General features: G+C 73.0%; 21 protein-coding genes and 3 tRNA genes. 10 read left to right on the top strand and 14 right to left on the bottom strand.

Going from position 1 to position 25,088, the window contains the following annotated elements; genetic code table 11:
- Window positions 1–30 precede the first annotated feature (30 nt).
- Window positions 31–1,077, bottom strand: coding sequence for an ABC transporter ATP-binding protein (locus ASE27_RS07940; protein WP_056648495.1), 1,047 nt, complete (start codon window positions 1,075–1,077; stop codon window positions 31–33).
- Window positions 1,078–1,145: 68 nt separating this feature from the next.
- On the opposite strand from ASE27_RS07940, the gene ASE27_RS07935 reads away from it, so the two are divergent.
- The 3 genes from ASE27_RS07935 (at window position 1,146) to ASE27_RS07925 (ending at window position 3,688) form a co-directional block, all read left to right on the top strand.
- Complete coding sequence (locus tag ASE27_RS07935; RefSeq protein ID WP_082608688.1) at window positions 1,146–1,910, top strand: ABC transporter permease; 765 nt, start codon at window positions 1,146–1,148, stop codon at window positions 1,908–1,910.
- Window positions 1,907–2,587, top strand: a complete 681-nt coding sequence (locus ASE27_RS07930) for an ABC transporter permease (protein WP_056648494.1) — start codon at window positions 1,907–1,909, stop codon at window positions 2,585–2,587. Before ASE27_RS07935 ends, ASE27_RS07930 begins: the two co-directional genes overlap by 4 nt.
- A gap of 84 nt (window positions 2,588–2,671) precedes the next feature.
- Window positions 2,672–3,688, top strand: coding sequence for a glycine betaine ABC transporter substrate-binding protein (locus ASE27_RS07925; RefSeq protein ID WP_056648492.1), 1,017 nt, complete (start codon window positions 2,672–2,674; stop codon window positions 3,686–3,688).
- A 28-nt stretch (window positions 3,689–3,716) separates the two neighbouring features.
- On the opposite strand, the gene ASE27_RS07920 is transcribed toward ASE27_RS07925, so the two are convergent.
- From ASE27_RS07920 to ASE27_RS07890, 7 genes are all read right to left on the bottom strand, one after another.
- Window positions 3,717–5,240 (bottom strand): NAD(P)/FAD-dependent oxidoreductase, encoded by a 1,524-nt coding sequence (locus ASE27_RS07920; RefSeq protein WP_056648490.1) that lies wholly within the window; start codon window positions 5,238–5,240, stop codon window positions 3,717–3,719.
- Between the two features lie 90 nt (window positions 5,241–5,330).
- Window positions 5,331–5,897, bottom strand: coding sequence for an AAA family ATPase (locus tag ASE27_RS07915; RefSeq protein WP_056648488.1), 567 nt, complete (start codon window positions 5,895–5,897; stop codon window positions 5,331–5,333).
- A 91-nt stretch (window positions 5,898–5,988) separates the two neighbouring features.
- On the bottom strand, window positions 5,989–6,726 hold the full coding sequence (gene trmB / locus ASE27_RS07910) for a tRNA (guanosine(46)-N7)-methyltransferase TrmB (protein ID WP_056648487.1): 738 nt from the start codon (window positions 6,724–6,726) through the stop codon (window positions 5,989–5,991).
- A 156-nt stretch (window positions 6,727–6,882) separates the two neighbouring features.
- Window positions 6,883–8,136 (bottom strand): TrpB-like pyridoxal phosphate-dependent enzyme, encoded by a 1,254-nt coding sequence (locus tag ASE27_RS07905; RefSeq protein ID WP_235535397.1) that lies wholly within the window; start codon window positions 8,134–8,136, stop codon window positions 6,883–6,885.
- Window positions 8,137–8,517: 381 nt separating this feature from the next.
- Window positions 8,518–8,593: transfer RNA gene (locus tag ASE27_RS07900), tRNA-Lys, on the bottom strand.
- Between the two features lie 71 nt (window positions 8,594–8,664).
- A tRNA-Lys gene (locus ASE27_RS07895) sits at window positions 8,665–8,740 on the bottom strand.
- 120 nt (window positions 8,741–8,860) lie between these two features.
- A complete protein-coding gene (locus ASE27_RS07890; RefSeq protein WP_056648953.1) occupies window positions 8,861–9,157 on the bottom strand; it encodes a co-chaperone GroES in 297 nt (98 codons plus the stop codon).
- A 190-nt stretch (window positions 9,158–9,347) separates the two neighbouring features.
- On the opposite strand from ASE27_RS07890, the gene bcp reads away from it, so the two are divergent.
- Window positions 9,348–9,827, top strand: a complete 480-nt coding sequence (bcp, locus tag ASE27_RS07885) for a thioredoxin-dependent thiol peroxidase (protein WP_056648482.1) — start codon at window positions 9,348–9,350, stop codon at window positions 9,825–9,827.
- A gap of 118 nt (window positions 9,828–9,945) precedes the next feature.
- Window positions 9,946–10,030, top strand: a tRNA-Leu gene (locus ASE27_RS07880).
- 12 nt (window positions 10,031–10,042) lie between these two features.
- Here the strand turns inward: ASE27_RS07880 and ASE27_RS21075 are convergent.
- The gene (locus ASE27_RS21075) at window positions 10,043–10,177 is read right to left on the bottom strand and encodes a hypothetical protein (RefSeq protein WP_255354704.1); all 135 of its coding nucleotides are present in this window, start codon (window positions 10,175–10,177) and stop codon (window positions 10,043–10,045) included.
- 186 nt (window positions 10,178–10,363) lie between these two features.
- Between ASE27_RS21075 and ASE27_RS07875 the strand changes: the two genes are divergently transcribed.
- The gene (locus tag ASE27_RS07875; RefSeq protein ID WP_318244484.1) at window positions 10,364–10,960 is read left to right on the top strand and encodes a protein-L-isoaspartate O-methyltransferase; all 597 of its coding nucleotides are present in this window, start codon (window positions 10,364–10,366) and stop codon (window positions 10,958–10,960) included.
- Here the strand turns inward: ASE27_RS07875 and ASE27_RS07870 are convergent.
- From ASE27_RS07870 to ASE27_RS07860, 3 genes are read right to left on the bottom strand one after another with little or no spacing between them, the layout of a single operon-like run.
- Window positions 10,947–11,579, bottom strand: a complete 633-nt coding sequence (locus tag ASE27_RS07870) for a thymidine kinase (RefSeq protein ID WP_255354254.1) — start codon at window positions 11,577–11,579, stop codon at window positions 10,947–10,949. The two genes, ASE27_RS07875 and ASE27_RS07870, sit on opposite strands and share 14 nt — an antisense overlap.
- Window positions 11,580–11,622: 43 nt before the next feature.
- The gene (locus ASE27_RS07865) at window positions 11,623–12,207 is read right to left on the bottom strand and encodes a GNAT family N-acetyltransferase (RefSeq protein WP_235535387.1); all 585 of its coding nucleotides are present in this window, start codon (window positions 12,205–12,207) and stop codon (window positions 11,623–11,625) included.
- A 15-nt stretch (window positions 12,208–12,222) separates the two neighbouring features.
- Window positions 12,223–16,167, bottom strand: coding sequence for an Rne/Rng family ribonuclease (locus ASE27_RS07860; protein WP_056648479.1), 3,945 nt, complete (start codon window positions 16,165–16,167; stop codon window positions 12,223–12,225).
- Between the two features lie 514 nt (window positions 16,168–16,681).
- Here ASE27_RS07860 and ASE27_RS07855 point away from each other — a divergent pair.
- From ASE27_RS07855 to ASE27_RS07840, 4 genes are read left to right on the top strand one after another with little or no spacing between them, the layout of a single operon-like run.
- Window positions 16,682–18,202 (top strand): cytochrome ubiquinol oxidase subunit I, encoded by a 1,521-nt coding sequence (locus tag ASE27_RS07855; RefSeq protein WP_056648478.1) that lies wholly within the window; start codon window positions 16,682–16,684, stop codon window positions 18,200–18,202.
- Window positions 18,203–18,235: 33 nt separating this feature from the next.
- Window positions 18,236–19,411 (top strand): cytochrome d ubiquinol oxidase subunit II, encoded by a 1,176-nt coding sequence (gene cydB / locus ASE27_RS07850; RefSeq protein ID WP_082608683.1) that lies wholly within the window; start codon window positions 18,236–18,238, stop codon window positions 19,409–19,411.
- A complete protein-coding gene (gene cydD, locus ASE27_RS07845; RefSeq protein WP_056648476.1) occupies window positions 19,408–21,186 on the top strand; it encodes a thiol reductant ABC exporter subunit CydD in 1,779 nt (592 codons plus the stop codon). The genes cydB and cydD overlap by 4 nt, the downstream gene beginning before the upstream one ends.
- On the top strand, window positions 21,183–23,171 hold the full coding sequence (locus ASE27_RS07840; protein WP_056648475.1) for an amino acid ABC transporter ATP-binding/permease protein: 1,989 nt from the start codon (window positions 21,183–21,185) through the stop codon (window positions 23,169–23,171). Before cydD ends, ASE27_RS07840 begins: the two co-directional genes overlap by 4 nt.
- A gap of 15 nt (window positions 23,172–23,186) precedes the next feature.
- On the opposite strand, the gene ASE27_RS07835 is transcribed toward ASE27_RS07840, so the two are convergent.
- The gene (locus tag ASE27_RS07835; RefSeq protein ID WP_056648472.1) at window positions 23,187–24,581 is read right to left on the bottom strand and encodes a dipeptidase; all 1,395 of its coding nucleotides are present in this window, start codon (window positions 24,579–24,581) and stop codon (window positions 23,187–23,189) included.
- Window positions 24,578–25,087, bottom strand: coding sequence for a hypothetical protein (locus tag ASE27_RS07830; RefSeq protein WP_056648471.1), 510 nt, complete (start codon window positions 25,085–25,087; stop codon window positions 24,578–24,580). Before ASE27_RS07830 ends, ASE27_RS07835 begins: the two co-directional genes overlap by 4 nt.
- Between the last annotated feature and the right edge of the window lies 1 nt (window position 25,088).

Genomic DNA, 25,088 nt, shown 5'->3' with positions numbered 1-25,088 from the left:
GTGGGACCGGGTGAGATCTGCGTCGCGCCGCTAGACCGCGGCGGCATCGGCTGTGCGCCGCAGGGCGGCGAGGATCCCGTCCGCGGTGAAGGAGCCGACGACGTCGCCCGCCTCGTCCGCGACGGGCACCCTGCCCATGGCGGACCCGGGCAGGGCCGCGATGGCCTCGAACGCCTCTGTCAGCGGGGCGCCGAGCCGGATGGGCTCGGGAGCGGGGGCCGAGATCAGCTCGGCGCCGTCGAGGTCGCCCTGCTGCACCGTGGCCAGGCCGAGCATCCGGACGGGCGCCCCCTCGCCGATGAACTCGCGGACCGCGTCGCTCGCGGGGTGCGCGAGGACGGTCAGCGGCTCGGCGAGCTGTTCGAGACGCCCTCCGAAGCTGAAGACCGCGATCCGGTCGCCGAGGTGGACGGCCTCGTCGATGTCGTGGGTCACGAACAGGACCGTGGTCCCGAGCTCGCGCTGGATGCGCCGGAACTCGGTCTGGAGGCGACGCCGGCCGGCGGGGTCGACCGCCCCGAAGGGCTCGTCCATGAGCAGGACGGGCGGGTCGGTCGCGAGCGCGCGGGCGACTCCCACCCGTTGCCGCTCGCCCCCGGACAGCTCGTGCGGGTAGCGCTTGGCGTAGGTGTCGGGGGCCAGGCCGACGAGCTCGAGCAGCTCGCCGACCCGCGCCCTGGTCCGCGCCTTGTCCCAGCCGAGCAGCCCGGGCACGGTCGCGACGTTCTGGGCCACGGTCCGGTGCGGGAACAGGCCGACGTTCTGGATGACGTACCCGATCCTGCGGCGCAGCGCCACGGGGTCGCCCTGCGTGATGTCCTCGCCGCGCAGCAGGATGCGCCCGGCCGAGGGTTCGACGAGCCGGTTCGTCATGCGCAGCGTCGTGGACTTCCCGCAGCCCGACGGCCCGACGAGCGCGAGCATCTCGTGCTCACGGACGCTCAGCGAGAGGTCGCCCACCGCGACCGTGCCGTTGGGGTACTCCTTGCGGACGCCGTCGAACACGATGGCCGCCTCGTCGGTGATGGTCGGGAACGCTGCGGTCGCCTCGCTGGTGCCTGTCGTGGAGCTCGCCATGCCCCGACGCTACCGGGCGCCCCACGTCGTCGCGCGAGCGGTGGGCGGCTCGGGATAGGTTCGACGGCATGCCACCCAACCCGTGGTTCTCGTGGAGCTACGTCCAGAACAACTGGGGAGAGATCTCCCAGGCGCTCGTCGAGCACACGACGATCACCCTCGAGGCCGTGCTCATCGCGCTCGTGATCGCGCTGCCGCTCGCGGCTCTCGCGCACCGCGTGCGCTGGCTGGCCGTGCCCGTGCTCGGCATGACGGGCGTCATGTACACCATCCCGTCCCTCGCCCTGTTCTCGATCCTCGTCCCGTTCACCGGGATCGGGCGGACGCCCGTGCTCATCGGCCTGGTCATGTACGCCCTGCTGATCCTGGTGCGCAACATCCTCGTGGGTCTCCAGGGCGTGGACCCGGACGTCCGCGACGCCGCCAGGGGTCTGGGCTACGGATCGACCCGGCTGCTGGCCTCGGTCGAGATGCCCAACGCGCTCCCGAGCATCATGACCGGGGTGCGCCTCGCGACGGTCTCGACCGTGGCCCTGGTGACCGTCGGGTTCGTCGCGGGGTACGGCGGGCTCGGCACGCTCATGTTCCGCGGCTTCCGCTCGAGCTACAACGCCCAGATCATGACCGCGACCCTCCTGTGCCTGCTCCTGGCCGTCGTGCTCGACCTCCTCCTGCTGCTCCTGGGGCGGGCGTTGACGCCCTGGTCCCGCACGCGGGGCGCCTCGTCGAGGACCGGTTCCCGGCCGGCGGCCGGCACCGCGAGCGCGACCACGGGGTCCGAGTCGCGGGAACCGCTGGAACCGCGGGACCGGACGGCGGTGCGGGACGCATGAACGTCGTCGAGCAGGCCCTGACGTGGCTCAACGACCCCCTCAACTGGACCGGGCCGGACGGGCTCCTGGTCCGCACCGGGGAGCACCTCGAGATGACGGCCGTCGCGGTCCTCCTCGCGGCGCTCGTCGCGCTGCCCGTCGGCATCTGGCTCGGGCACTCCGGGCGCGGGGCCGGGCCGACCATCGTGGTCGTGAACACCTCGCGCGCTCTCCCGACCTTCGGGATCCTGCTCATCCTCGCGGCGGGCGGGTTGTTCGGGAACCGTGCGGCGGTCATCTCGGCCGTGATCTTCGCGATCCCGCTCATCCTCGCGAACGCCTACACGGGCGTCGCCGAGGTCGACCCCGACGTCAAGGACGCCGCGCGAGGCATGGGCATGTCGTCGCAGCGCTCGCTGTGGCTCGTCGAGGTGCCGCTCGCCGTGCCCTTGATCGCGGCGGGTCTGCGCACCGCGATCGTGCAGGTCATCGCGGTGCTGACCCTCGCGGCGTTCGTGGGGGGCGGGGGGCTCGGGGTCCCGCTGCGGGTCGGCTTCTCCAACCAGCGGTACGGGCAGGTGCTCGCCGTGGGCGTCGTGATCGCGGTCCTGTGCCTGGTCGTGGACGCCGTCCTGGCACTGGTCCAGCGTGCCGTGACCCCCGCGCCTCTGCGGACCAGGGCCGGGACCTTGCGCTGAGGCGTCGCTCGGGTTGCCGGTCTCCGGCGCCGGGGGTGGAATGGGTTGTCCGTGCGAGCCGACGATCGAGAGGCCCCGACACACATGTCACGGCGATCCACCACCCTTCGCACCCTGTCCGCTTCCGCCCTCCTCGTCCTGGCCCTCGCGGCGTGCGGCGAGGCCGGCTCCTCCGGTACCGGAGGGAACACCTCCGGCGGTTCGACGTCCACAGCGAGCGGCGCCGCGTGCGAACCGGTCGCGGGCGACGCGCTCGTCGTCCTGGAGGACGACAAGCACCTCCAGACGGTCGACAACATCATCCCTGCGGCGAACGCCGCCGCGGTGGCGAACCAGCCCGCGGTCCTCGAGCTCCTCGACACCGTGTCCGCGGCCCTGACGACCGACAAGCTCATCGCGCTCAACAAGGCCGTCGACGTCGAGCGGCAGACCTCTTCCCAGGTGGCCCAGAAGTTCGTCGAGGACGAGGGCCTCGCGGCCCAGGACACCCCGGGGACGGGCACGTCCCTGGTAGTGGGGGCCGCGAACTTCTCCGAGAGCACGACGCTCGCGGAGATCTACGCGGCCGTGCTGCGCTCGGGCGGGTACGACGTCACGGTGCAGACCGTCGACGCGCGCGAGACGTACCTGCCCGCGCTCGAGTCGGGCCAGCTGAGCGTGTTCCCCGAGTACGTGGGCACGCTCACCGAGTTCCTCAACAAGGAGATCAACGGCCCCGACGCCGAACCCCTCGCGAGCGGCGACCTGGACACCACGGTCGCGGCCCTGCGTGAGCTCGGTGCGCAGAAGGGCCTGACGTTCGGCGAGCCGTCGTCGGCCCAGGACCAGAACGCGTTCGCCGTCACGACGGCCTTCGCCGAGGAGCACGACGTCTCGACGCTGAGCGAGCTCGCCGAGGCCTGCCCCGGGGGCATCACGCTGGGGGCCGGGCCCGAGTGCCCCGAGCGCGCGTTCTGCGAGCCCGGTCTCGAGGAGAAGTACGGGCTGAACATCACCAACTTCGTCAACCTCGACGTGGGCGGCCCGCTGACCAAGGCCGCCCTCCTGCAGGGCGAGATCGTTCTCGGCCTCGTGTTCTCCTCGGACGGCCAGCTCGGCTGACGAGTAGGCGGCTGCTCGCGGCAGACGGTCACAAGCCGTAGGTCTCGAGCAGCCGTAGCCAGACCTCGCTGATCGTCGGGTAGGCGGGCACAGCGTGCCACAAGCGTGCAAGCGGCACCTGCCCGACGATCGCGATGGTCGCGGCGTGCAGCATCTCCGCCGCGTCCGGGCCCACGAACGTCGCGCCCACGATCACCTGGCGCTCGGTGTCGACCACGATCTGCGCGGTCCCCTCGTAGCCCTCGGCCACGAGCACGGCCCCGGACACCGACCCGAGCTTGTAGGACACCGCACGGGCCGGCAGGCCCGCCTTCTTCGCCTCGGCCTCGGTCAGCCCCACGGACGCGACCTCGGGACGCGTGAACACCACCTGCGTCTTGGCTCCGTGGTCCGCGGTCGCGGCATAGCGGCTCCAGGGCTCGGGGGCCTCGCCCGCCGAGCCGCTCGCCCCTGCGGCCCGTGCCTCCTCGGGCCGGACCTTCCCGAACCGCGCCGCGACCACGTCGCCGACGACCCTGCCCTCGTACTTGCCCTGGTGCGTGGTCGCGACCCGTCCCGTCACGTCGCCGCACGCGAAGAGCCAGCCGCCCTCGACGCCCTGGACCTCAAGCTGGTCGTCGACCGCGAGCCCCTTCCCGGGTTCGAGCCCGACCGCCTCGACCCCCAGGTCCCCCGTGCGCGGCACCCGACCGGTCGCGACGAGCACCTGCGCGCCCGCGACCGATCCCCTGCCCTGGGGGCCGTCGTACGCGAGGCGCGCTCCGCCGTCGGGCAGGGACGTCGCTCCCGTGACGCTGACCCCCAGCCGGACGTCCACCCCGATCGCCCTCAGGCCCGCCGCGACGGCCTCGCTCGCGAAGGGCTCCGAGCGCCCGAGCAGACGGCCGCGCGAGAGCAGCGTGACCTTTGACCCGAGGTCGGTGAAGGCCGTGGCCATCTCGACCCCCACGACTCCCCCGCCGATCACGACCAGCGAGGCCGGGACGTCCTGCACGCTCGTCGCCTCGCGGCTGCTCCACGGGTCGGTCTCGGCGAGGCCGGGAGTGTCGGGCAGGACGGGCACGCTGCCCGTCGCGACGATCACGGCGTGCCGCGCCGCGAGCAGCCGGGTCGCGGGGAGGTCGTCGACGTCGGCGTCGGGATCCTCGGGGCTGACCTCGACGAGCCTCGGCCCGACCAGGCGCCCCAGGCCGCGCACGAGCGAGATGCCGGCGCCGTCGAGCCACTGGACCTGACCCGAGTCGTCCCAGTGCGAGACCATCTCGTCGCGGCGCGCCAGGATCGGGCCGGGGTCGAGCGTGGGGCTCGCCTCGACGCCCGGCACGGCGCGCGCGGCCGCGAGCGCTGCTCCGGGGCGCAGCAGCGCCTTGGATGGCATGCACGCCCAGTAGGAGCACTCGCCGCCGACGAGCTCGGCCTCGACGACGGCCACGCTCAGGCCCGTGCGGCTCGCGCGGTCGGCCGCGTTCTCGCCGACGGGCCCACCGCCGATCACGATCACGTCGAACGTCTCGTCGGGGGTGGCCTGGGTCCGGGGGTCGCTGCTGCTCATGCCTCCCATCGTGACCCGGAGGGCGCGGGGCTGCGCGTCGGGCGGTCGGCTCGCCGAACGACGGGGGCGGTCAGCTCGGCTGCCGGCCGCTCAGGCGACGCGCGCCTCGTCGAGACGGTCGAGGATCTGCGCGACCGTCTGGGCGACGGTCCACCCCGTCGTGTCGAGGCGCAGCCCTCCCGGGGTCTCGCGAGCGGCCTCGGCGAACTCCTCGGGGGTCCAGGCACCGTAGGCCTGCTTGTGCCGGGCGGCGTCGCGCGCCGCGAGGGTCGCCGCGTCGGGCGTCAGCACGACGGCGTAGCGCGGCCGGGTGCGCAGGCTCGCCGTGAACCGGGCCAGGTCGGGCCCCAGGAGGATGTCCTGGACCACGGCGGTGATCCCCGCGGCCGCGTAGGTGTCCGCGGCGTGGGCCGCGAGGGACTGCCGCAGGTCGAGCTGGGCGCGCGCAGCGGGCGAGAGCGGCGGGTCCATCGAGGCCTGGCCGCTCACGACGAAGCGCCGGAACATGTCGCCGCGCACGTGCGCCGCGAGCGGGAACGAGCGGGCCAGGGCCTCGGCGACGGTCGACTTCCCGGAGGCCATGGCCCCCGTGACGACCAGGACGGGAGCCGGCTGACCGGGGTGAGCGGCGCCGTCGGGCAGGGAGGTCGTAGGCATGACCGGAGCCTAGGTCGCGCGGCCCCTCGCCGAGAAGCGCATTCTCACTTCTCGGCGGGAGCGCGCCCTGCCGGACCGGCCCGAGCCGCACTCAGACCCGGCGGAACTCCAGGTCCGTGATGGAGCGGCCCGCGGCGTGCCCCTTGCCCTCGAAGCTCGTGCGCACGCGCCCCTCGAAGCGCGGCGCGACCGCCCCGACCCCGTGGACGTTGACGAACGACGGGTTCGCTCCGATGACCTCGAGCATCTGGTCGGCGTACTCGGCCCAGTCGGTCGCGAGCCGCCACGTGCCGCCGGGGCGGATCGCGCGCGCAGCGAGCTCCGCGAGCGAGGGCGTGACGAGGCGACGCTTGTGGTGCCGGGCCTTGTGCCACGGGTCCGGGAAGAAGACCCACAGCTCGTCGACCGATCCCTCGGGGAGCGTCGTGGTGAGCACCTCGGCCGCGTTGGCCTGCAGCAGGCGCACGTTCGTCAGCCCGCGCTGGGTCGCCCGCAGCACGGTCTGCGCGAGCCCGGGCGTGTAGACCTCGACGGCCAGGAAGTCACGCTCCGGGGTCGCCTCGGCCGCGTGGACCACGGCCTCGCCCAGGCCCGACCCGACCTCGACCACGAGCGGAGCCTCGCGACCGAACGTCGCGGCGACGTCGAGCACGTAGGCGGGGTCCACGGAGGTCCGGGCCTCCGCGCGCGGGACGTCGACGACGAGCTGCGCGGCGTGCTCGTCCCACGCGCGCTGCTGGCGAGGGTTGAGGCGGCCGCTGCGACGGACGAAGGACACGATGTCGGTACGGAAGCCCTGCTCGCGGGCTTCGTCGAGGGTCTCGGGCACCCGACAAGTCTAGGCGGGCCCCGGGGCGGACCCCGGGCGCGCGTGAGGCGGACCTCCTGGAGGCCCGCCTCACGCGCGGGGGCTACGCCTCGACGGCGCCGGCGGCAGCGAGGGCGGAACGGGCGGCCCCGCCCGAGCGCTCGCTGCCCGACGACGTCACACGTACTGCGCGTACGCCGGCAGGTCGAGCTGGCCGTTGCCCGAGAGCCCGATCACGACGACCTCGGGCTCCGTGACCGTGCGCGCGTAGGCGATCGCCGCGGCGACCGCGTGCGTCGACTCGGGCGCCGGGATGATGCCCTCGGACCGGGCGAACTCGAGCCCCGCCCGGAACGCCTCGTCCTGGTCGATCGCGACCGCGTCCATGAGCCCCAGGTTCACGGCGTGCGACACCATGGGCGACATGCCGTGGTAGCGCAGGCCGCCCGCGTGGATGGCGGGCGGCACGAAGTCCTTGCCGAGCGTGTGCATCTTGAGCAGCGGCGTGAGCCCCACGACGTCACCGTGGTCGTAGCGGTACTCGCCCTGGGTGAGAGACGGGCAGGCCGCGGGCTCGCACGCGACGAGCCGCGTCGTCGTGCCCTCGCGCAGGTTGCGCCCCAGGAACGGGAACGTGAGCCCCGCGAGGTTCGACCCGCCGCCCGCACAGCCGAACACGACGTCCGCGCCCGTCTCGCCCGCCTCCTCGAGCTGGACCAGGGCCTCCTGCCCGATGACCGTCTGGTGCAGCATCACGTGGTTGAGCACGCTGCCGAGCGAGTAGTGCGCCTGCGGGTCCTGCGCCGCGACCTCGACGGCCTCGCTGATCGCCATGCCGAGCGAGCCCGTGGTGTCTGGGTCGCTCGCGAGGATCGCACGCCCCGACGCCGTCAGCTCCGAGGGCGACGAGTGGCACACGCCCCCGTACGCCTCCATCTGGAAGCGGCGGTACGGCTTGGAGTCGTACGACGCACGTACCTGCCACACCTCGCACGTCAGGCCGAGCAGGGCCGCGGCCATCGAGAGCGAGGCCCCCCACTGCCCCGCGCCCGTCTCGGTCGTGAGCCGCGTCGTGCCCTCGATCGCGTTGTAGTACGCCTGCGCGATCGCCGTGTTCGGCTTGTGCGAGCCGACCGGGCTCACGCCCTCGTACTTGTAGTAGATGCGGGCGGGCGTGCCGAGCTCGCGCTCGAGGCGGTGTGCGCGGATGAGCGGCGCGGGCCTCCACATCGCATAGATCTCACGGATCGTCTGCGGGATCTCGATGTAGCGCTCGGTGCTGACCTCCTGCTCGATGAGCGCCATGGGGAACAGCGGGGCCAGGTCCTCGGGCACGAGCGGCTCGAGCGTGCCGGGGTGCAGGTGCGGCGGCACGGGCTCGGGCAGGTCCGCGTTGAGGTTGTACCAGTGGGTCGGGACGGTGGAGGGGATCTCGACACCGAGCGGCTCGAGCGAGCGCGCGGTCGGGGTAGCGGGGGCCGAGGGCGCCGCGGGGGTGGAGACGGGGGACGTCGTCAAGGGACTCTCCTTCGTGGATGGGCACGTTCCGGGCGATCCACTCCGGGAGACCTGCTGGACCGCCCGTCGTCGGGCTCGGTCAGCACGCCACAGCGTCCGACCGTCAGTGGTCGGGCCACCAGGTGTGCGCGGTGAGCAGGTTCACACCGGTGACCATAGCCGACGACGGACGGGGTGTGAAACGGGTCTCACCAGTGGCCTGCAAGGAAGGGCGTGAGGGGGGCCGGCCGCGCGGCGGCGGGCGGGAACGCCGAAGGCCCCTCCCCGCGTCTCCGCAGGTGAGGGGCCTTCGTGTGGTGCGCCATCATGGACTCGAACCATGAACCCGCTGATTAAGAGTCAGCTGCTCTGCCAATTGAGCTAATGGCGCGCTGGTACTGCTGGGTGGTGCGGTGGTGCTGGTCGGACGTCACGACGACCCCGTCTCCGGGGCCGTGATCGTGGTGCGCCATCATGGACTCGAACCATGAACCCGCTGATTAAGAGTCAGCTGCTCTGCCAATTGAGCTAATGGCGCGCGAGAAGAAACACTACTGAACAGGCCCGGTAGAGACAAATCAGGAGGCCGGGCGGGCCTGTGACCTGCACGACAACCGCCCTCGTGCAGGGTGCGCCCGGCCTCTCCTCGCCCCCGGACCTACAGGTACAGCCCGGTCTTGCCGTCGCTCTCCTCGGGCTGCGAGACGGCGCTCACGTCCTTCTCGCGCAGCAGCACGTAGCTCTTGCCGCCCAGCTCGACCTCGGCGCGCTCCTCGGGGTCGAACAGCACGCGGTCCCCGCGGCGCACGTGCCGGACGTTCTCCCCGGTCGCGACGACCTGCGCCCACGCGAGCCGCTTGGGCCCCACGGCCGTGGCGGGGATCACGAGCCCCGCGGACGACTGCCGCTCGGACGCGTCGACCTCGGGCAGGACGAGGAGGCGGTCGTGCAGCATGCGCAGCGGCAGGCGCTCGGGCGTGCTGCCCGACGGCGCCGCCGGGCTCCCGGAGGCGCGCTCGCGCGGGGTGGGGGCCGGCTCGGGCGCCGGGCTGTCGCTGGTGCTGGGGTTCGTCGTGCTCACGCCCACCACGCTACCGGTGTCCTCTACGCTCGGAGGGATCCGTGAACGCTTCCCGAGGAGTCCCATGAGCACGCGCCTTGCCGTCGGAGACGACGCCCCCGACTTCACCCTCCCGACCGCCGACGGCGGCTCCGTGACGCTCTCCGAGCTGCGCGGCAGCTCCGTGATCGTCTACTTCTACCCGGCCGCGTCGACGCCCGGCTGCACCAAGGAGGCGTGCGACTTCCGCGACTCCCTCGCCTCGCTCCAGGGCGCGGGCTACCAGGTCGTCGGTGTCTCGCCGGACCCGCTGCCCAAGCTCGTGAAGTTCGCCGAGGAGGAGCTGCTGACGTTCCCCCTCGCGTCCGACGAGTCCAGGGCGACGCTCGAGGCCTACGGTGCGTGGGGCGAGAAGAAGCTCTACGGCAAGACCGTGACGGGCGTGATCCGCTCGACCGTCGTCGTCGACCCCGAGGGCAAGGTCGCGCTCGCGCAGTACAACGTCAAGGCCACGGGCCACGTCGCCAAGCTGCGCCGCGACCTGGGCCTCGACCCCAAGAAGTAGGCCGCCCGTCGGCGTCCGGGCGCCCGGGGCGGTCGCCGAGCGCCCCGGTCAGGGCCGGTGCCACACCCGGCGAGCCGACGAACGACGCACCCCTCGCGCGCCCGTAGACTGTGCGGGCGCGCGAGTGGCGTAATTGGCAGCCGCGCCAGGTTTAGGTCCTGGTGTCTTCGGACGTGCGGGTTCGAGTCCCGCCTCGCGCACCACATCGGTGCAGGTCAGCCGACCGGCACGTCGATCTCCCCCGGCACCAGGCCCGGCTTGGGCTCACCACAGTCGGACTCGTCCGGGTAGCCCCAGCCCTTCACGGGCACGGCGTCCCCGGCACATCCGACGAGCTCGCGCTCCGGCACCGACCGCGCACACGGCGGCTCCTGCGAGCACCCGCCCGACCGCACCCGGTCCTCTCCGCGCCGACCTGCGCCCGCCCGATGCCCGTCTCGTCATGGGCGGGACCCTACCGTCCGCCGGGCCGGCTCCCGCCCCTCCGGCGCCTCGTCGTCCTACCCTGGAAGCAGGTCCCGAGGAGGCGATCCGACGTGCCGAACGGTCACAGGGTTCAAGAGACCACCGCGCGCGACGTCGCAGCAGCGATGTCCGCGATCGACCGGCGGCGCTTCCTGCCGCGCAACCAGCGCCCGTACGCGCGCGACGACCGACCCTTGCCGATCGGGCACGGGCAGACGAACTCGCAGCCACGGACTGTCGCCGACACGCTCCGGCTGCTCCAGGTGCCGCGCGGGGCGCGCGTCCTGGACGTGGGGTCGGGCTCGGGGTGGACGACCGCGCTGCTGGCTCACCTCGTCGGCCCGGGTGGCAGCGTCGTGGGCGTCGAGATCGACCCGGACCTCGCGGAGTGGGGGGCCTCCAACCTCGCGAGCTACCCGATGTCCTGGGCGCGGATCGAGGTCGCAGAGCCAGGACTCCTGGGGCGCCCGACGATGGGCGGCTACGACCGCATCCTCGTGTCGGCGGCCGCCCAGGTCCTGCCGCAGGAGCTGGTCGACCAGGTCGCGATCGGCGGGCGCCTCGTGATCCCCGTGCAGCACGTCCTGGTACTCGTCGAGCAGCACCTGACGGGCACCGTCACGAGCCGGCACGGCACCTACAGCTTTGTCCCGCTCATCGGCTCGTGACCGTCGGATCGTCAGGAGCCGCTGCACCGGGAGTGCCCGTACGCCAGCGCGCCGCCGAGAAGTGGACCCGGCACCGCGCCTGGTAGGACTCGAGGCCGCCGACGTGCTCCGCACCCGCCGTCAGGGCGTCCCCGTCCGCGGCGGCGACGACGCGCTCGTGGAAGGGGGCGTCCTCGCCGCAGACCGTGCAGACGGCCGTGAGACGGTCGGCACGCTCGGCGAGGGCCCCCAGGGCCGGGATGGGCTCGAACGGCCGGCCGTCGAACGTCACGTCGAGGCCCGCGACGATCATCACGAGGCCGCCGTCGGCACCGCGCTGCACGACGTCGAGGAGGTCCGGCCCGAAGAACTGGGCCTCGTCGACCGCCACGAGCTCGACCGACGGGTCGAGGCGGTCCAGGATCTCGGCTGCCGATGCCGCAGGACGCGACGGGATGCCCAGGCCGGAGTGCGAGCTGACGACTCCCTCGCCGCGCCGGTCGTCGAGCTCGTGGTGCACGACCTCGACGCGGCGCCCCGCGATCTGCGCCCGGCGCACACGCCGCAGCAGCTCCTCGGTCTTGCCCGCGAACATGGGCCCGCTGATGACCTCGACCCGTCCCCGCCTCACGTCCTCCACCGGGCCAGTACAGCACCGGCGTCCGACACGGGCCCGCCGAAGGTCAGGCGCGTGCTTCCCACTCGCTGCGGAGCACCCCCATGACCACCGCGTCGTACCGCTCCCCGCGCACGATCCGCGCATCGCGGAAGCGTCCCTCCTCGACGAACCCGAGGCTGCGTCCGACCCCCAGCATGGGCAGGTTCCCCGACCACGTCGCGAAGTCGAGCCGACCCCAGTCGGTCACCTGGAACAGGTAGGTGGTCCACAGGGCGAGCGCCTCGCGCCCGATCCCCCGCCCACGAACGGCCGGGTCGTAGACCCCGACGCCCATGCGCGCCCACGACGTCTCCTGCGACTCCCAGTACCAGGAGACGGTCCCCACGAACCGGTCGTCGGCGTCGGCGACCACGACGGTCCGAGGCGGCATCCCGTCCACCGCCCCGGCAGGGGCCGCAGCCAGGGCCGCGACGCGGGCGTCTGCCTGCGCGTCGTCGGGCACGGGGTAGTACGGCCCGTCCCAGTCGTGCCACTCGTGATGGGGCCGCAGCCACTCACGGAAGACGGCGAGGTCCGCGGGCCGCCAGCCTCGGAGCCGGGCAGCATGCCCGACGCCGTAGACCGGCACCCGCGGGTCCCTCGCCGTCACGTGTCCTTCAGCAGGTCAGGAGTCGTCGCGCGACTCGTCGTCCGCGACCGTCTCCTCGTCGTTCAGCCCAGCCGTCGGCGCAGGCTCCCCAGCAGCCTCGTCGCCAGCGGTGGCCGGCTCGGCGTCAGCCTCCACTGTCGTTCCAGGCTCGACTGTCGTTCCAGGCTCGACTGTCGCTCCGGACTCGTCTCCCGAGACCGGAAACTGGCCCTCGTCGGCGACCTCCGGGGCGCCCTCCACGGCCTCGACGTCCGTCAGGACGGTCTCGACGCCCACGACCTCGGTCTCGGCCTCGGTGATGACCTCCGAGGTGACGGTCTCCTCGACCGGTGCGACGCCGTCGTGCTCGTGCTCGTGGGCGTGCGCCGCTGCTGCGGCGATCGTCGCGAGCGTGGCCTTGACGGCCTCGCGGGCCTCCGACGTGACCTCGGGCAGGACCGGCACCGCGGGAGCCGCGGCGACCGGGGCGCTCTCCTTGGTCACACGCTTGCGGCGCGAGCGCGACCGCGAGCCCTCCGCCTCGGCGGCGGGCTCCTCCGCTGCCGGAGCGGCAGGCGCCGGGGCGTGCTGGTGCTGCTGCCCGCCGCCGTTGTTCGAGCCGCCCGACTTCTCGATCGGATCGGTGTGCACGATGAAGCCGCGACCGTTGCAGTGGTCGCAGGTCTCGCTGAACGCCTCGACCAGGCCCTGCCCCACGCGCTTGCGGGTCATCTGGACCAGGCCGAGCGAGGTGACCTCGGCGACCTGGTGCTTGGTCCGGTCACGGCCCAGGCACTCGACCAGGCGACGGAGCACGAGGTCACGGTTGGACTCGAGCACCATGTCGATGAAGTCGATGACGATGATGCCGCCGATGTCGCGCAGACGGAGCTGGCGGACGATCTCCTCGGCGGCCTCGAGGTTGTTGCGCGTCACGGTCTCCTCGAGCGTGCCACCGGAACCGGTGAACTTGCCCGTGTTGACGTCGACGACCGTCATGGCCTCGGTGCGGTCGATCACGAGCGAACCGCCCGAGGGCAGCCAGACCTTGCGGTCCATGCCCTTGGCGAGCTGCTCGTCGACGCGGTGCGCCGAGAAGGCGTCCTTCTCCGACGTCCAGCGCGAGACGCGCTCCTTGAGGTCCGGCGCGAGCTCGGCGACGTAGCTCGAGATCTCGTTCCAGGCGTTGTCGCCCGAGACCACGAGCGAGCTGAAGTCGTCGTTGAAGATGTCGCGGACGACGCGGATCGCGAGGTCGGGCTCGCCCTGGAGCAGCGCCGGGGCAGAGGCCGACCTCGACTTCTTCTCGATCGCCTCCCACTGGCCCTGCAGGCGCTCGACGTCGGCGCGCAGCTCGTCCTCGCTCGCCCCCTCGGCGGCGGTGCGGACGATGACGCCCGAGCCCTCGGGGACGATCTCGCGGAGGATCTTCTTGAGGCGCGCGCGCTCGGTGTCCGGGAGCTTGCGCGAGATGCCCGTCATGCCGCCGCCGGGGACGAACACGAGGTAGCGGCCGGCGAGGGTGATCTGCGACGTGAGGCGCGCACCCTTGTGGCCGATCGGGTCCTTGGTGACCTGCACGAGCACCGAGTCGCCCGACTTGAGCGCCTGCTCGATGCGGCGCGGCTGGCCGTCCAGGCCGACCGCGTCCCAGTTGACCTCACCGGCGTACAGGACCGCGTTGCGGCCCTTGCCCACGTCGATGAACGCGGCCTCCATGGAGGGCAGCACGTTCTGGACACGGCCCAGGTAGACGTTGCCGGCCATCGAGACCTGCGACTGCTGGGAGACGTAGTGCTCGACGAGCACGCCGTCCTCGAGCACCGCGATCTGCGTGCGACCGTTCTTCTCGCGCACGACCATCGCCCGCTCGACCGACTCGCGGCGCGCGAGAAACTCGGCCTCGGTGATGATCTGGCGACGGCGGCCCGCGTCGCGGCCCTCGCGACGGCGCTGGCGCTTGGCCTCGAGGCGCGTCGAGCCCTTGAGCGCGGTCACCTCGTCCGACGCGCTGCTGCTGCGCTCGCGGGTCCGCGTGCGGGTCGACGACGAGGTCGTCACGGTGACGCCCGCGCTGTCGCCCGACTCGGGGCGACCGCCACGGCGGCGACGACGACGGCGACGGCTCGAACCGGCACCCTCCTCGCCGTCGTGCTCGTCGGTGTGCTCGTCGTGCTGGTCCTCGGCCTCGGCCGAGGGCTCGGCCGCGTCGGTCGCGTCGGTGGACGACGCCTGCTGCTCGTGCGCGGACTCGTCGTCCCCGTACTCGTCACCGTCAGAGCCTTCGGTGCCGTCGGCTCGCGACTCGCCGCCGCGCGAACGGCGACCGCGTCCACCGCGGCGACGACGGCGACGCGGCGCGTCGTCCTCCTCGACGTCGGAGGCGGGTGCGGGCTCGGCGACGTCGTCACCCTCGACCACGAGGTCGAGGTCGTCCAGCTCGAGCGCGTCGGCCGGGATCTCGACGCCCTCGGCGACGAGCTCTGCTTCGATCAGCTCGATCTCCTCGACAGCGGCGAGGTCCGCGCCCACGAGAACGATCTCCGCAGCGGCCGGGGCCACCTCGGGTGCGGCGACCGGGGCTGCCTCGGCTGCGGGCTGGGTGGTCGGAGCTGCGGTGCTGCCTGCCGACGCGGGAGCCCCCGCGCCACGACGGGCAGAACGTCCGCGTCCGCCGCGGGTGCGCGCCGGAGCCTCCGTCCGCTGCTCGACGGCGGGCTCAGGAGCCTGCTCGGCGACCGGGGCCCGGCGAGCCGGCTCGACGCGAGCCGCGGGGGCCTCGGCCGGGGCCGCGGGCTCCTCGGGGGTCCGGGCGGTCGGCGTCGCGAAGCTCGGCATGGCGTCCGCCGCGAACGGGGACGTCGTGGGGCGCACGACGCGGCGCGAGCGACGAGGCGCAGCGGCGGGGTCGGGAGCCTGGAAGAGCAGCGCGGTCGTGGCGAGGCGCGGCGTCGCGGAGCCGCCGCCGGTCGACGCGGTCGACGGCGCGGGAGCGGACTCCGTGGCGGGGACCTCGGGAGCGGCAGCGGCCTGAGCAGCCTGGGCCGCGGAGGCCTTGTTGACGCGGCGCGAGCGGACCTTGGGCGCAGCGGGCTCGGCCGGAGCCTCGGCAGCCGGGGCCTCGGAGACCGGGGCAACGGCCTCGGCCGGCGCGGCGGTCGTGGCCGTCTTCGAGGTCGCACGGCGACGCTTGGCCGGGGCCTTCTCGACCGGCGCGGCCTCGGCCGGCTCCTCGACGGAGGCGGGCGCCTCGACCGGGGCCGCCTCGACAGCGCTCGAACGCGTCGCCCGGCGACGCGTGGCGGCCCGCGGTGCGGCGGGCTCGGTGGGAGCGTCGGGCTCGGTGGGAGCAGTGACCTCGGTGGCCGGGGTCTCGACAGGGGCAACAGCCTCGGTCACGGCGGCCTCCGCGGCAGGCTTGCGGGTCCGACGGGCGCGGGCCGGCTTCTCGGCCGGGGCGTCCTGCTCGGCGGCGGGCGCCAGGCCCAGCTCGGACAGCACGTCCAGCACGGGCGCGTCGGCGGCGGCACGGGCTGCGGCGCCGCGCTTGCCGCCGCGACGCGGGGCTGCGGGCGGGGCGTCCTGCACGGCGGGGGCGGACACGGCCTTCTCGGCGGCAGGCTTCTCGACGACCGGCTCCTGCGCGGGAGCCTTCTCGACGACCGGCTCCGCGGTCGCCGGAGCGGCGGGCGCCTCGACCAGCGTGGTGGTCGGTCGTACGACACGGCGCGAGCGGCGCGGCGCGGCCTCGGCCGTGGGCAGCTCGATGCCGAGCGAGCCCGTGGGCGCAGAGGGGTTCGCCGCGGGCGGCTGAGCGGGCGACGTGACGGCAGGGAGGGTGATCTGGGCTGCGGACGGTGCGTCCGGGGTGCCGGGGGCCGCCGTGGTGCGAGTGACCCGTCGTCGGGCCGGCTTCTTGGCGGGTGCTGCGTCCTGACCGTTCGACGGGCTCGTCGTGTCAGGGGTGTTGTCGAGGGTCACGCGATGCGCTCCTGGTACCCCGAAGGATCGCCCCCACATCGTGCGGCCCCTCGGGCGGTAGTCGTCGGCCGGGGCGTGCGCATCACAGCGCTGTCGTCCCCGCGACGGAAGTCGGCGGTGGCGGCTCGAGCAAGGGCGAGCGGCGGGGGGCGCCTCGCCGTCCGGGCCATTCATCCCGGTCGGCGGCGCTCCGCGAGCCGCGGATCGCGGTTGCGACGAGCACGTACTGGGCCAGTGGGAGATGTGGTCCCCCCGGCTTGGTCAAGTATCGCACAGCCGAGGTCGATCAGATGGGCAGGTACAGGGTCGGGTGCCGTGTCGTCCAGAGGACCAAGGTCCCGATCCGGACCTTGTGAAGGTTCTCACAAACTGTCGTTTCCCGAGAGTTTTGGCGCTTCCCTGCCTCGCCGATGGTGCAGATTGGTCCTAGCGTCAGGAGTACGACTGCTGACCCTGCCCTGAGCTCACCCTCAGAATCCCCCGGTAGCCCCCAGGAAACCCCCCAGGAGCGTTTGTGGACGTCCTCGATCTCGCGAGGTGGCAGTTCGCCATCACGACCGTCTACCACTTCATCTTCGTGCCGCTGACGATCGGGCTCGCTCCCCTCGTCGCCATCATGCAGACCGCATGGGTCCGCACGGGGAACGAGCGGTGGCTCAAGCTCACCAAGTTCTTCGGCAAGCTGCTCCTCATCAACTTCGCGATCGGCGTCGTGACGGGGATCGTGCAGGAGTTCCAGTTCGGCATGAACTGGAGCGAGTACTCGCGCTTCGTCGGAGACGTCTTCGGTGCCCCGCTCGCCATGGAGGCGCTCGCCGCGTTCTTCATCGAGTCGACCTTCCTCGGCCTGTGGATCTTCGGCTGGGACCGCCTGTCCAAGCGCGTGCACCTCGCGTGCATCTGGGCCGTCGCGATCGCCGTGAACCTCTCCGCGTTCTTCATCCTCGCGGCCAACTCGTGGATGCAGCACCCGGTCGGGACCATCTACAACCCCGAGACCGGCCGTGCCGAGATGAACGACATCGGCGCGGTGCTCACGAACAACACGCTGTGGGCGGCGTTCCCGCACACCGTGGCCGCTGCGTTCCTCACCGCGGGCACGTTCGTGGCCGGCATCGCCGCGTGGTGGATGGTCCGTCTGGTGCGCACCAAGAAGGCCGAGAACATCGAGCTCGCCCGCAGCGTCTACCGTCCGGCGATCACGCTCGGCGTCATCACCATGATCATCGCGGGGCTCGGCGTCGCGGTCAGCGGTGACTTCCAGGCCAAGCTGATGTTCCAGCAGCAGCCCATGAAGATGGCAGCCGCCGAGGCCCTGTGCGAGAGCTCTCCCGACGGCGCGCCGTTCTCCATCCTCGCGATCGGCGACCTGTCCGACTCGTGCGAGGGCGTCAACCACATCCTCGAGATCCCCGGCATGACGTCGTTCCTCGCCAAGGGCAGCTTCACTGCCCCGCTGCCGGGCGTCGACGAGGTCCAGCAGTCCATGACCGAGCGCTACGGCGACGTCACCGCGGACGGCGAGCCGGTCAACTACTCCCCCAACCTCGGCCTGACCTACTGGAGCTTCCGCCTCATGATCGGGTTCGCGGTCGGCTCGATCGCGCTCTCGCTCATGGCGCTGTGGCTCACCCGCAAGGGCAAGGTCACCGACAACAAGTGGTTCGCACGCGTCGGGATCTGGGCCATCCCCATGCCGTTCATCGCGTCGTCGTTCGGCTGGATCTTCACCGAGACCGGACGTCAGCCGTGGGTCGTGGCCCCCAACCCGTCAGGCATCGACTCGATCCGCCTGCTCACCGAGCGCGGCGTGTCCACGGTCGTCGGCCCGGGCGTGGTGCTGACCTCCATGATCGTCTTCACGCTCGTGTACGGGGCCCTCGCGGTCGTCTGGTTCAAGCTCATCCACCGCTACACGGTCGAGGGCGTGCCGGAGACCGTGCACGACGACTCCCCCGAGGCGCGCGCCAAGGGCGACCCCGACGACCCGGACTCGACCGACGAGTCCGAACGCCCCCTGTCCTTCGCGTACTGACGCGCTCTGACGGCTCAAGGAGACCCAGTACTCATGGAACTCACCATTCTCTGGTTCGTGCTCATCGCGATCCTGTGGATCGGCTACCTGGTCCTCGAAGGATTCGACTTCGGTGTCGGCATGCTCATGCCGATCCTGTCCCGCAACAAGGACAAGGCGAAGCAGGACACCGAGCGCCGGCTCATCATCAACACGATCGGCCCGGTCTGGGACGGCAACGAGGTCTGGCTCATCACGGCGGGTGGCGCGACGTTCGCGGCGTTCCCCGAGTGGTACGCGACGCTGTTCTCGGGCTTCTACATCCCGCTGCTGCTGATCCTCCTCGCGCTGATCGTGCGCGGTGTCGCGTTCGAGTACCGCGGAAAGATCAACGACGACCGCTGGCGGGCGCGCTGCGACCAGGCGATCATCTTCGGTTCGTGGATCCCCGCGATCCTGTGGGGCGTCGCGTTCGCCAACCTCGTCCGCGGGGTCGAGCTCGACGCCGCGCACCAGTACGTCGGCGGATTCTGGGCCCTGCTCAGCCCCTTCGCGCTCCTCGGGGGCCTCACGACGCTCGTGCTGTTCCTCATGCACGGTGCGGTCTTCATCGCCCTCAAGACCGACGGCGAGGTGCGGGTCAAGGCGCGCCGCCTGGCCGGGTACTTCTCGGTCGCCGCGGTCGTCGTGGCCGGCGGCTGGGCCGTGTGGGCCCAGGTCGCCTACTCGGTGCCGTGGACGTGGGCAGCGGTCGTCGTCGCGGCTCTCGCCCTGGTCGGCGTCGTGATCGCCAACGCCAAGGCGCGTGAGGGCTGGGCGTTCCTGTTCTCCGCGCTCGCGATCCTCGCCGCGACGGTCCTGATCTTCGGGTCCATGTACCCCGACGTGATGCCGGCCCACGACCCCGCGAACTCGTTGAACATCGACAACGCGTCCTCGACGCAGTACACGCTGACCGTCATGACCTGGGTCGCCGTGATCCTCGTCCCGGTCGTGCTGCTCTACCAGTCGTGGACCTACTGGGTGTTCCGCCGCCGCCTCTCGACCAAGGACATCCCGCCGCCCATCGGCCTGTCGCTCACCAAGATCAAGGACGCCGCGTTCGGTGGCCCGTCGTCGGGCAGTGCCAGGTCGCTCGACCTGACCCCCGCCGAGGACGAGAAGGACGCCGGGACGGGCGCGACGTCGTCGGGCTCGCGCAAGCGCGGCACCGGGGACACCTCCGAGTGAAGCCCCTCGATCCACGGCTCCTGCGCCAGGCGCGGGCGGCCCGCGGGTACGTCGTGCTCACGGCGGTGCTCGGCCTCGTGACGGCCGGGCTCGTCGTGGCGCAGGCGCTGCTCATCGCGAGCGTCCTGGCCCCCGCGATCCAGGGCAGCCTCTCGCTGCCCGACGTCGGCACTCCCCTCGCGCTGCTCGCTGCGGTCGTGGCGGTGCGCGCCGGGGTCGCGTGGGCGCAGGAGCGGTTCGCGCTCAAGGCCGCGACGAAGACGGTCGCGGAGCTCCGCGAGCAGGTCGTCAGCAATGCGGTGGCCCTCGGGCCCCGCTGGCTGGCGACCGGCCGCGGTCCGGCGGTCGCGACGCTCGCGACGCGCGGGCTCGACGACCTCGAGCCGTACATGGTCAGGTACCTGCCGCAGCTCCTGCTCGCGGCGACCGTGACCCCCGCGACGCTCGCGGTGGTCCTGGGCCTCGACTGGATCTCCGCGATCATCATCGCGGTCACGATCCCCCTCATCCCGGTCTTCATGATCCTCGTCGGCCAGCTCACGGCGGGGACGTCCGAACGGCGGCTCAAGGTCATGCAGCGCCTGGGCTCCCAGGTGCTCGACCTCATGGCCGGGCTGCCGACGCTGCGCGCCTTCGGTCGCGAGCACGGGCCCGAGAAGCGGGTCAGGGCGCTCGGCGACGCCAACCGCCGGGCCACCATGGGGACGCTGCGTGTCGCGTTCCTGTCCGGCATGGTCCTCGAGCTGCTCACGACCCTGTCGGTCGCGCTCGTCGCGGTCGGGATCGGGCTGCGCCTCGTGTACGGCGAGGTCGGGCTCGAGCCCGCGCTGGCCGTGCTGGTGCTGGCCCCCGAGGTCTACCTGCCGCTGCGCCAGGTCGGGATGCACTTCCACGCCTCGACCGACGGGATCGCCGCGGCCAACCAGGCGTTCGAGGTGCTCGACGAACCGCTTCGTCCCGTCGGCACCACGCCCGCGCCCTCCCTGGCCGGTGCTCGGATCACGTTCGAGGGGGTGAGCGTGCGCGCGGGAGACCGCGACGTGCTCGCCCCCGCGGCGCTCACGACGACGTTCGGCTCCGCTGCCGGCGAGGCGGGCTCCGCGTCGGGCGCTCCGTCGTCGGGCACGGTGGTGGCCCTGACCGGGCCCAGCGGGTCCGGCAAGACGACCACGGCGCTGGTCCTGCTCGGCCTGCTCGCGCCCGACGCCGGGCGCGTCGTGGTGACCCCTCGCGTCGGCGAGCCCGTCGACCTCGCCGAGATCGACCCTGCCACGTGGTGGCCGCAGGTCGCGTGGGTACCCCAGCGCCCCACGCTCACGCCCGGCACCGTGCGCGAGGTCGTGCTCGACGGGCGCGAGGTCTCCGACGACGACCTCGCGGAGGCCGCGCGGCTCTCGGGGCTCGACGCCGTGCTGGACGTCCTGCCCGAGGGCTGGGCGACCCCGATCGGCCAGGGCGGCGTGGGGCTCAGCGTGGGCCAGCGTCAGCGCGTGGCCCTCACCGCGGCCCTGCTGGGCGACCCGTCGCGCGTGCCGCTCGTGGTGCTCGACGAGCCCACGGCGCACCTCGACGCGCGCGGCGAGCGCGCCGTGCTCGACGCCGTCCGGGCCTGGCGCGACCAGGGGCGCACGGTCGTCGTGGTCGCGCACCGCACGAGCCTCGTCGACCTCGCCGACCAGGTCGTGACGGTCTCCTCGGCCGCGCTGCCCCCGACCCCCGGCGATGCTGCCGACGCTCCCACCTCCTCACCCACCTCGTCTGGAGCCGTCGCATGAGCGCCCTCGACACGTCCCGCGACTCTCCCGTCCGCGGCGCCGGCACGGCCGACGGCGCGGGCGCTGATCCCCTGTGGCGCGCGGTGCGGCTCCTCGACGTGAGCTGGGGACGCGCCGCGCGCGCGATCGGGCTGGGCTCGCTCGCGCTGGCCAGCTCGGTCGGGCTCGCGGCCGTCGCGGCGTGGCTCATCGCGCGCGCCTCGCAGATGCCTCCCGTGCTCCAGCTCTCGGTCGCTACCGTGGCCGTGCGCGCGTTCGGTATCTCGCGCGGGGTGTTCCGTTACCTCGAGCGACTGGCCTCGCACGACGTCGCGCTGCGCGGCATGGCCTCGCTCCGCGCCAACGTCTACACCTCGCTGGCCTCCGGGCGGACAGCCGCGGTCGCGGGTGTCCGTCGCGGCGACCTGCTCGCGCGCGTGGGCGCCGACGTCGACTCGGTGGGCGACGTCGTCGTGCGCGCGATCATCCCCGCGGGCGTGGCCCTCGTGGTGTCCGCGGGCTCGGTGATCCTGGTCGGGGTGTTCCTGCCCTCGGCGGGCGTCGCCCTGTTCCTCTGCCTCCTGCTCGCAGGCGTCCTGGGCCCCTGGCTCTCCGCGCGGGCCGCGCGCCGCACCGAGGAACGCGGCGCGGCCGCCCGCGCCGAGATGACGTCCACGGTGCTCGAGACGCTCGAGGGCTCGGGACCGCTCACGGTCTCGGGTCGGCTCTCCCAGCGCATGGACGCGCTGCGGCGCACCGACCGTGAGCTCGCCGCGGTGACCGACTCCGGGGCACGGACCTCGGGCACGGCCGCCGCGATCAACAACGCCGCGATCGGGCTCGCCGTGCTCGCGTCGCTGCTGCTCGGCATCCCGGCGGTCGCGGCGGGGACCCTGGCGCCGGTCGAGCTCGCCGTGATCGTCCTGACCCCGCTCGCGGTGTTCGAGGCCGCGGGCGTGCTGCCCGCCGCAGCCGTGCAGATGCACCGGTCGCGCCAGGCCGCGCGGCGCATCATGGAGCTGCTCGACGCGGCGGCCGGGACCGAGGTGCTCGCGGGGAACGACGGGACCACCGGGTCCACCGCGGTCTCTGCCACGAACCCCGGCCCCGCTGACCTGTCAGAAGCGCACCGGGCCATGCCCCGGGCCACTTCTGACACGCACGCTGGCGACACCAGGTTGTCAGAAGCACACCGGGCCATCCCCCGGGCCACTTCTGACACCTCGGAAGCCGTGGCCCCCGTCCCCGAGATCACCGTGGCCGGCGCCTCGTGCGGCTGGAACGGTCGCGCAGCGGTGACCGGGATCGACCTCACGGTCAGCCCCGGGCGGGCGGTCGCGATCGTGGGCCCCTCGGGCGTCGGCAAGACGACCCTGCTCATGACGACCGCGGGTCTCATCCCGCAGGTCGCGGGACACGTGAGCCTCGACGGCTCCCCGATCTCGTCCCTGCCGCCCGACGACGTCGCGCACCAGGTCGTCTTCGTCGCCGAGGACGGGCACGTCTTCGACACCACGCTGCTCGAGAACCTGCGCGTCGCCCGCGGCGACGTCACCCCGGACGAGGCCGAGGCCGCGCTGGTCGAGGTCGGGCTCGGCGAGTGGCTCGCTGGACTGCCCGACGGCGTCGGCACGACCCTCGGACCGGACGCGACGACCATCTCGGGCGGGGAGCGCCGTCGGCTCCTCGTGGCACGCTCCCTGCTGGCCCCCGCTCCCCTGCTGCTCGTCGACGAGCCCGCCGAGCACCTCGACCCGGCGACCGCCGACGAGCTGCTCACCCACCTCGTGGAGACCACCCGGACGCGCGGGCGAGGCGTGGTCGTCGCGACCCACCGGCTCTCGGCGCTCGCCGCGGCCGACGAGGTGCTGCTCCTCGGCCGGACCGACGACGCCGACCCCGAGAGCCCCGCGACCGTGCTCGCACGCGGCACCCACGCCGAGCTGATCGCGCGCGACGAGGGCTACCGGTGGGCGCTCGCGCAGGAGGCGGCAGCCGGGCGGTAGCCCTCCGTCGCCGCCTCAGCCCTGGGACGCCCCTGCCCCCAGCCGGGACAGGAACAGCGCCTCGCCCACCGCGAGCTGCTCGATCTCGCTCGGCGCGACCGACTCGTTGGGCGCGTGGATGAGGCACGCGGGCTCCTCGACGCCGAGCAGCACGATCTGCGCGTCGGGGTACTCGGACGCGAGCACGTTGCACAGCGGGATCGACCCGCCCTGGCCCGCCGTGACGGTCTCCTTGCCGAACGCGTCGGCCAGCGCACGCGAGAGCGTGTCGAACACGTGCCCGTCGGTCCGGGCCTGGAACGGCTGCCCGACGGCGTCGCGCGTCGTCGTGACCTTGACACCCCAGGGCGCGTGGTTCTCCAGGTGGGCCACGAGCTTGTCCTGGAGGTCCTGCGCGTCCGCCCCCGGCGGGACCCGCAGGTTGAGCCGGGCCGCGGCCCGGGGCTGGATCGCTGCGGCCGAGCCCACCACGTTCGGGGCGTCGATCCCCAGGATCGTGACGGCCGGCCGGGCCCACAGCTGGTCGGAGACGCGCCCCGACCCCAGGAGCCGGGTGCCCTCGAGCATCCCGGCGTCGCTGCGGAACTGGTCCGGGTCGTAGTCGACGCCCGGCCAGGTGGCGTCGGCGATCTCCGGGGGGATGCCGTCGATCGTCGTGTTCCCCTCCTCGTCGCGCAACGAGGACAGGAGGTGGACGAGGGCCGCGAGCGCGTCGGGCGCCGCGCCGCCGAACATGCCCGAGTGGATCTCGCCCTTGAGCGCCTCGACCGTCACGACGACGTTGGTCGCACCGCGCAAGGACACTGTGAGCGTGGGGAGGCCCAGCGTCGCGTTGCCCGTGTCGGCGATGAGGATCGCGTCCGCGGTGAGCTCGCCCGGGTGGGCCTCGACGTACTGGTCCAGGCCGCCCGTACCCTGTTCCTCGGACCCCTCGATGACGATCCGGACACCCACCGGGAAGTCGTCGCCGCCGAGCGCCCGGAGGGCGCGCAGCGCCGTGAGGTGCGTGACGATGTTGCCCTTGCAGTCGGCCGACCCGCGACCGTACAGGCGTCCGTCGCGCTCGGTGAGCTCGAACGGTGGCGTGTGCCATGCGGCGTCGTCGAGCGGGGGCTGCACGTCGTAGTGCGAGTAGAGGAGCACCGTGGGGGCCCCGGGTGGGCCGGGGCGGTAGCCCAGCACCACGTTCGACCCGTCGGGGGTCTCGACCAGGCGGGCGTCGTCGATCCCCTCGGCGCGGAAGGCGTCGGCTACCCAGTGCGCGGCCCTCTCGCAGTCCTCGCGGGGGAAGAGCCGCTCGTCGGCGACCGACGGGATCGCGACCAGGGTCCGCAGGTCGTCGAGGGCTCGGGGCAGCAGTGACGCGACCTGCTCCTGCACGGGCGTGAGATCTTCCGGGGCGCTGCTCACGATTCCTCCTGGTTGGTCGTGTTCTCGTCGAGGTTGAGGGAGTCGACGTAGTCGTCGAACTCGTCGAGCTGCTCGGGGCAGTAGACCTCGATCACGAGGCGGTCCCCTGCGAGCCGTCGCTCGTCGACGAGCGACGGCCTGCTGCCGGGTCCCGTGGCCCCGTTCGTGGACCCGAGGTTCGCCGTCGCCTTCACCAGGGCGGCCGGGTCGCTGCAGAAGCCGCCGCCGTCGGCGCCCAGCACCGCGACGATCTGGTCCTCGTCGAACGCCGTGATCCCGATCTCCTCGAACTTGCCGTGCAGCTCGGCTGCCCGCTGCTCGGCGAGCTCGCGGTCCTGCGAGGCGTGGTAGCTGTTGTACAGCACGGCCATGAGGATCCCGACCCCGACGGCCAGGATCGCGGCCGCGGTGTAGACGATCCAGCGCCGGGTGCCGTCCGGCTCGTCCTCGTGCTGCGGCAGGCCGTCGGTTCCGCCAGGCCCCCCCGTCGTCGACGTCGTGGTCATG

This window comes from Oerskovia sp. Root918 (assembly GCF_001428945.1).
GTDB classification, from domain to species: domain Bacteria; phylum Actinomycetota; class Actinomycetes; order Actinomycetales; family Cellulomonadaceae; genus Oerskovia; species Oerskovia enterophila.
The sequence above is the reverse complement of the archived record's forward strand: the minus strand, read 5'-3'. Positions and strand labels throughout refer to the sequence as shown.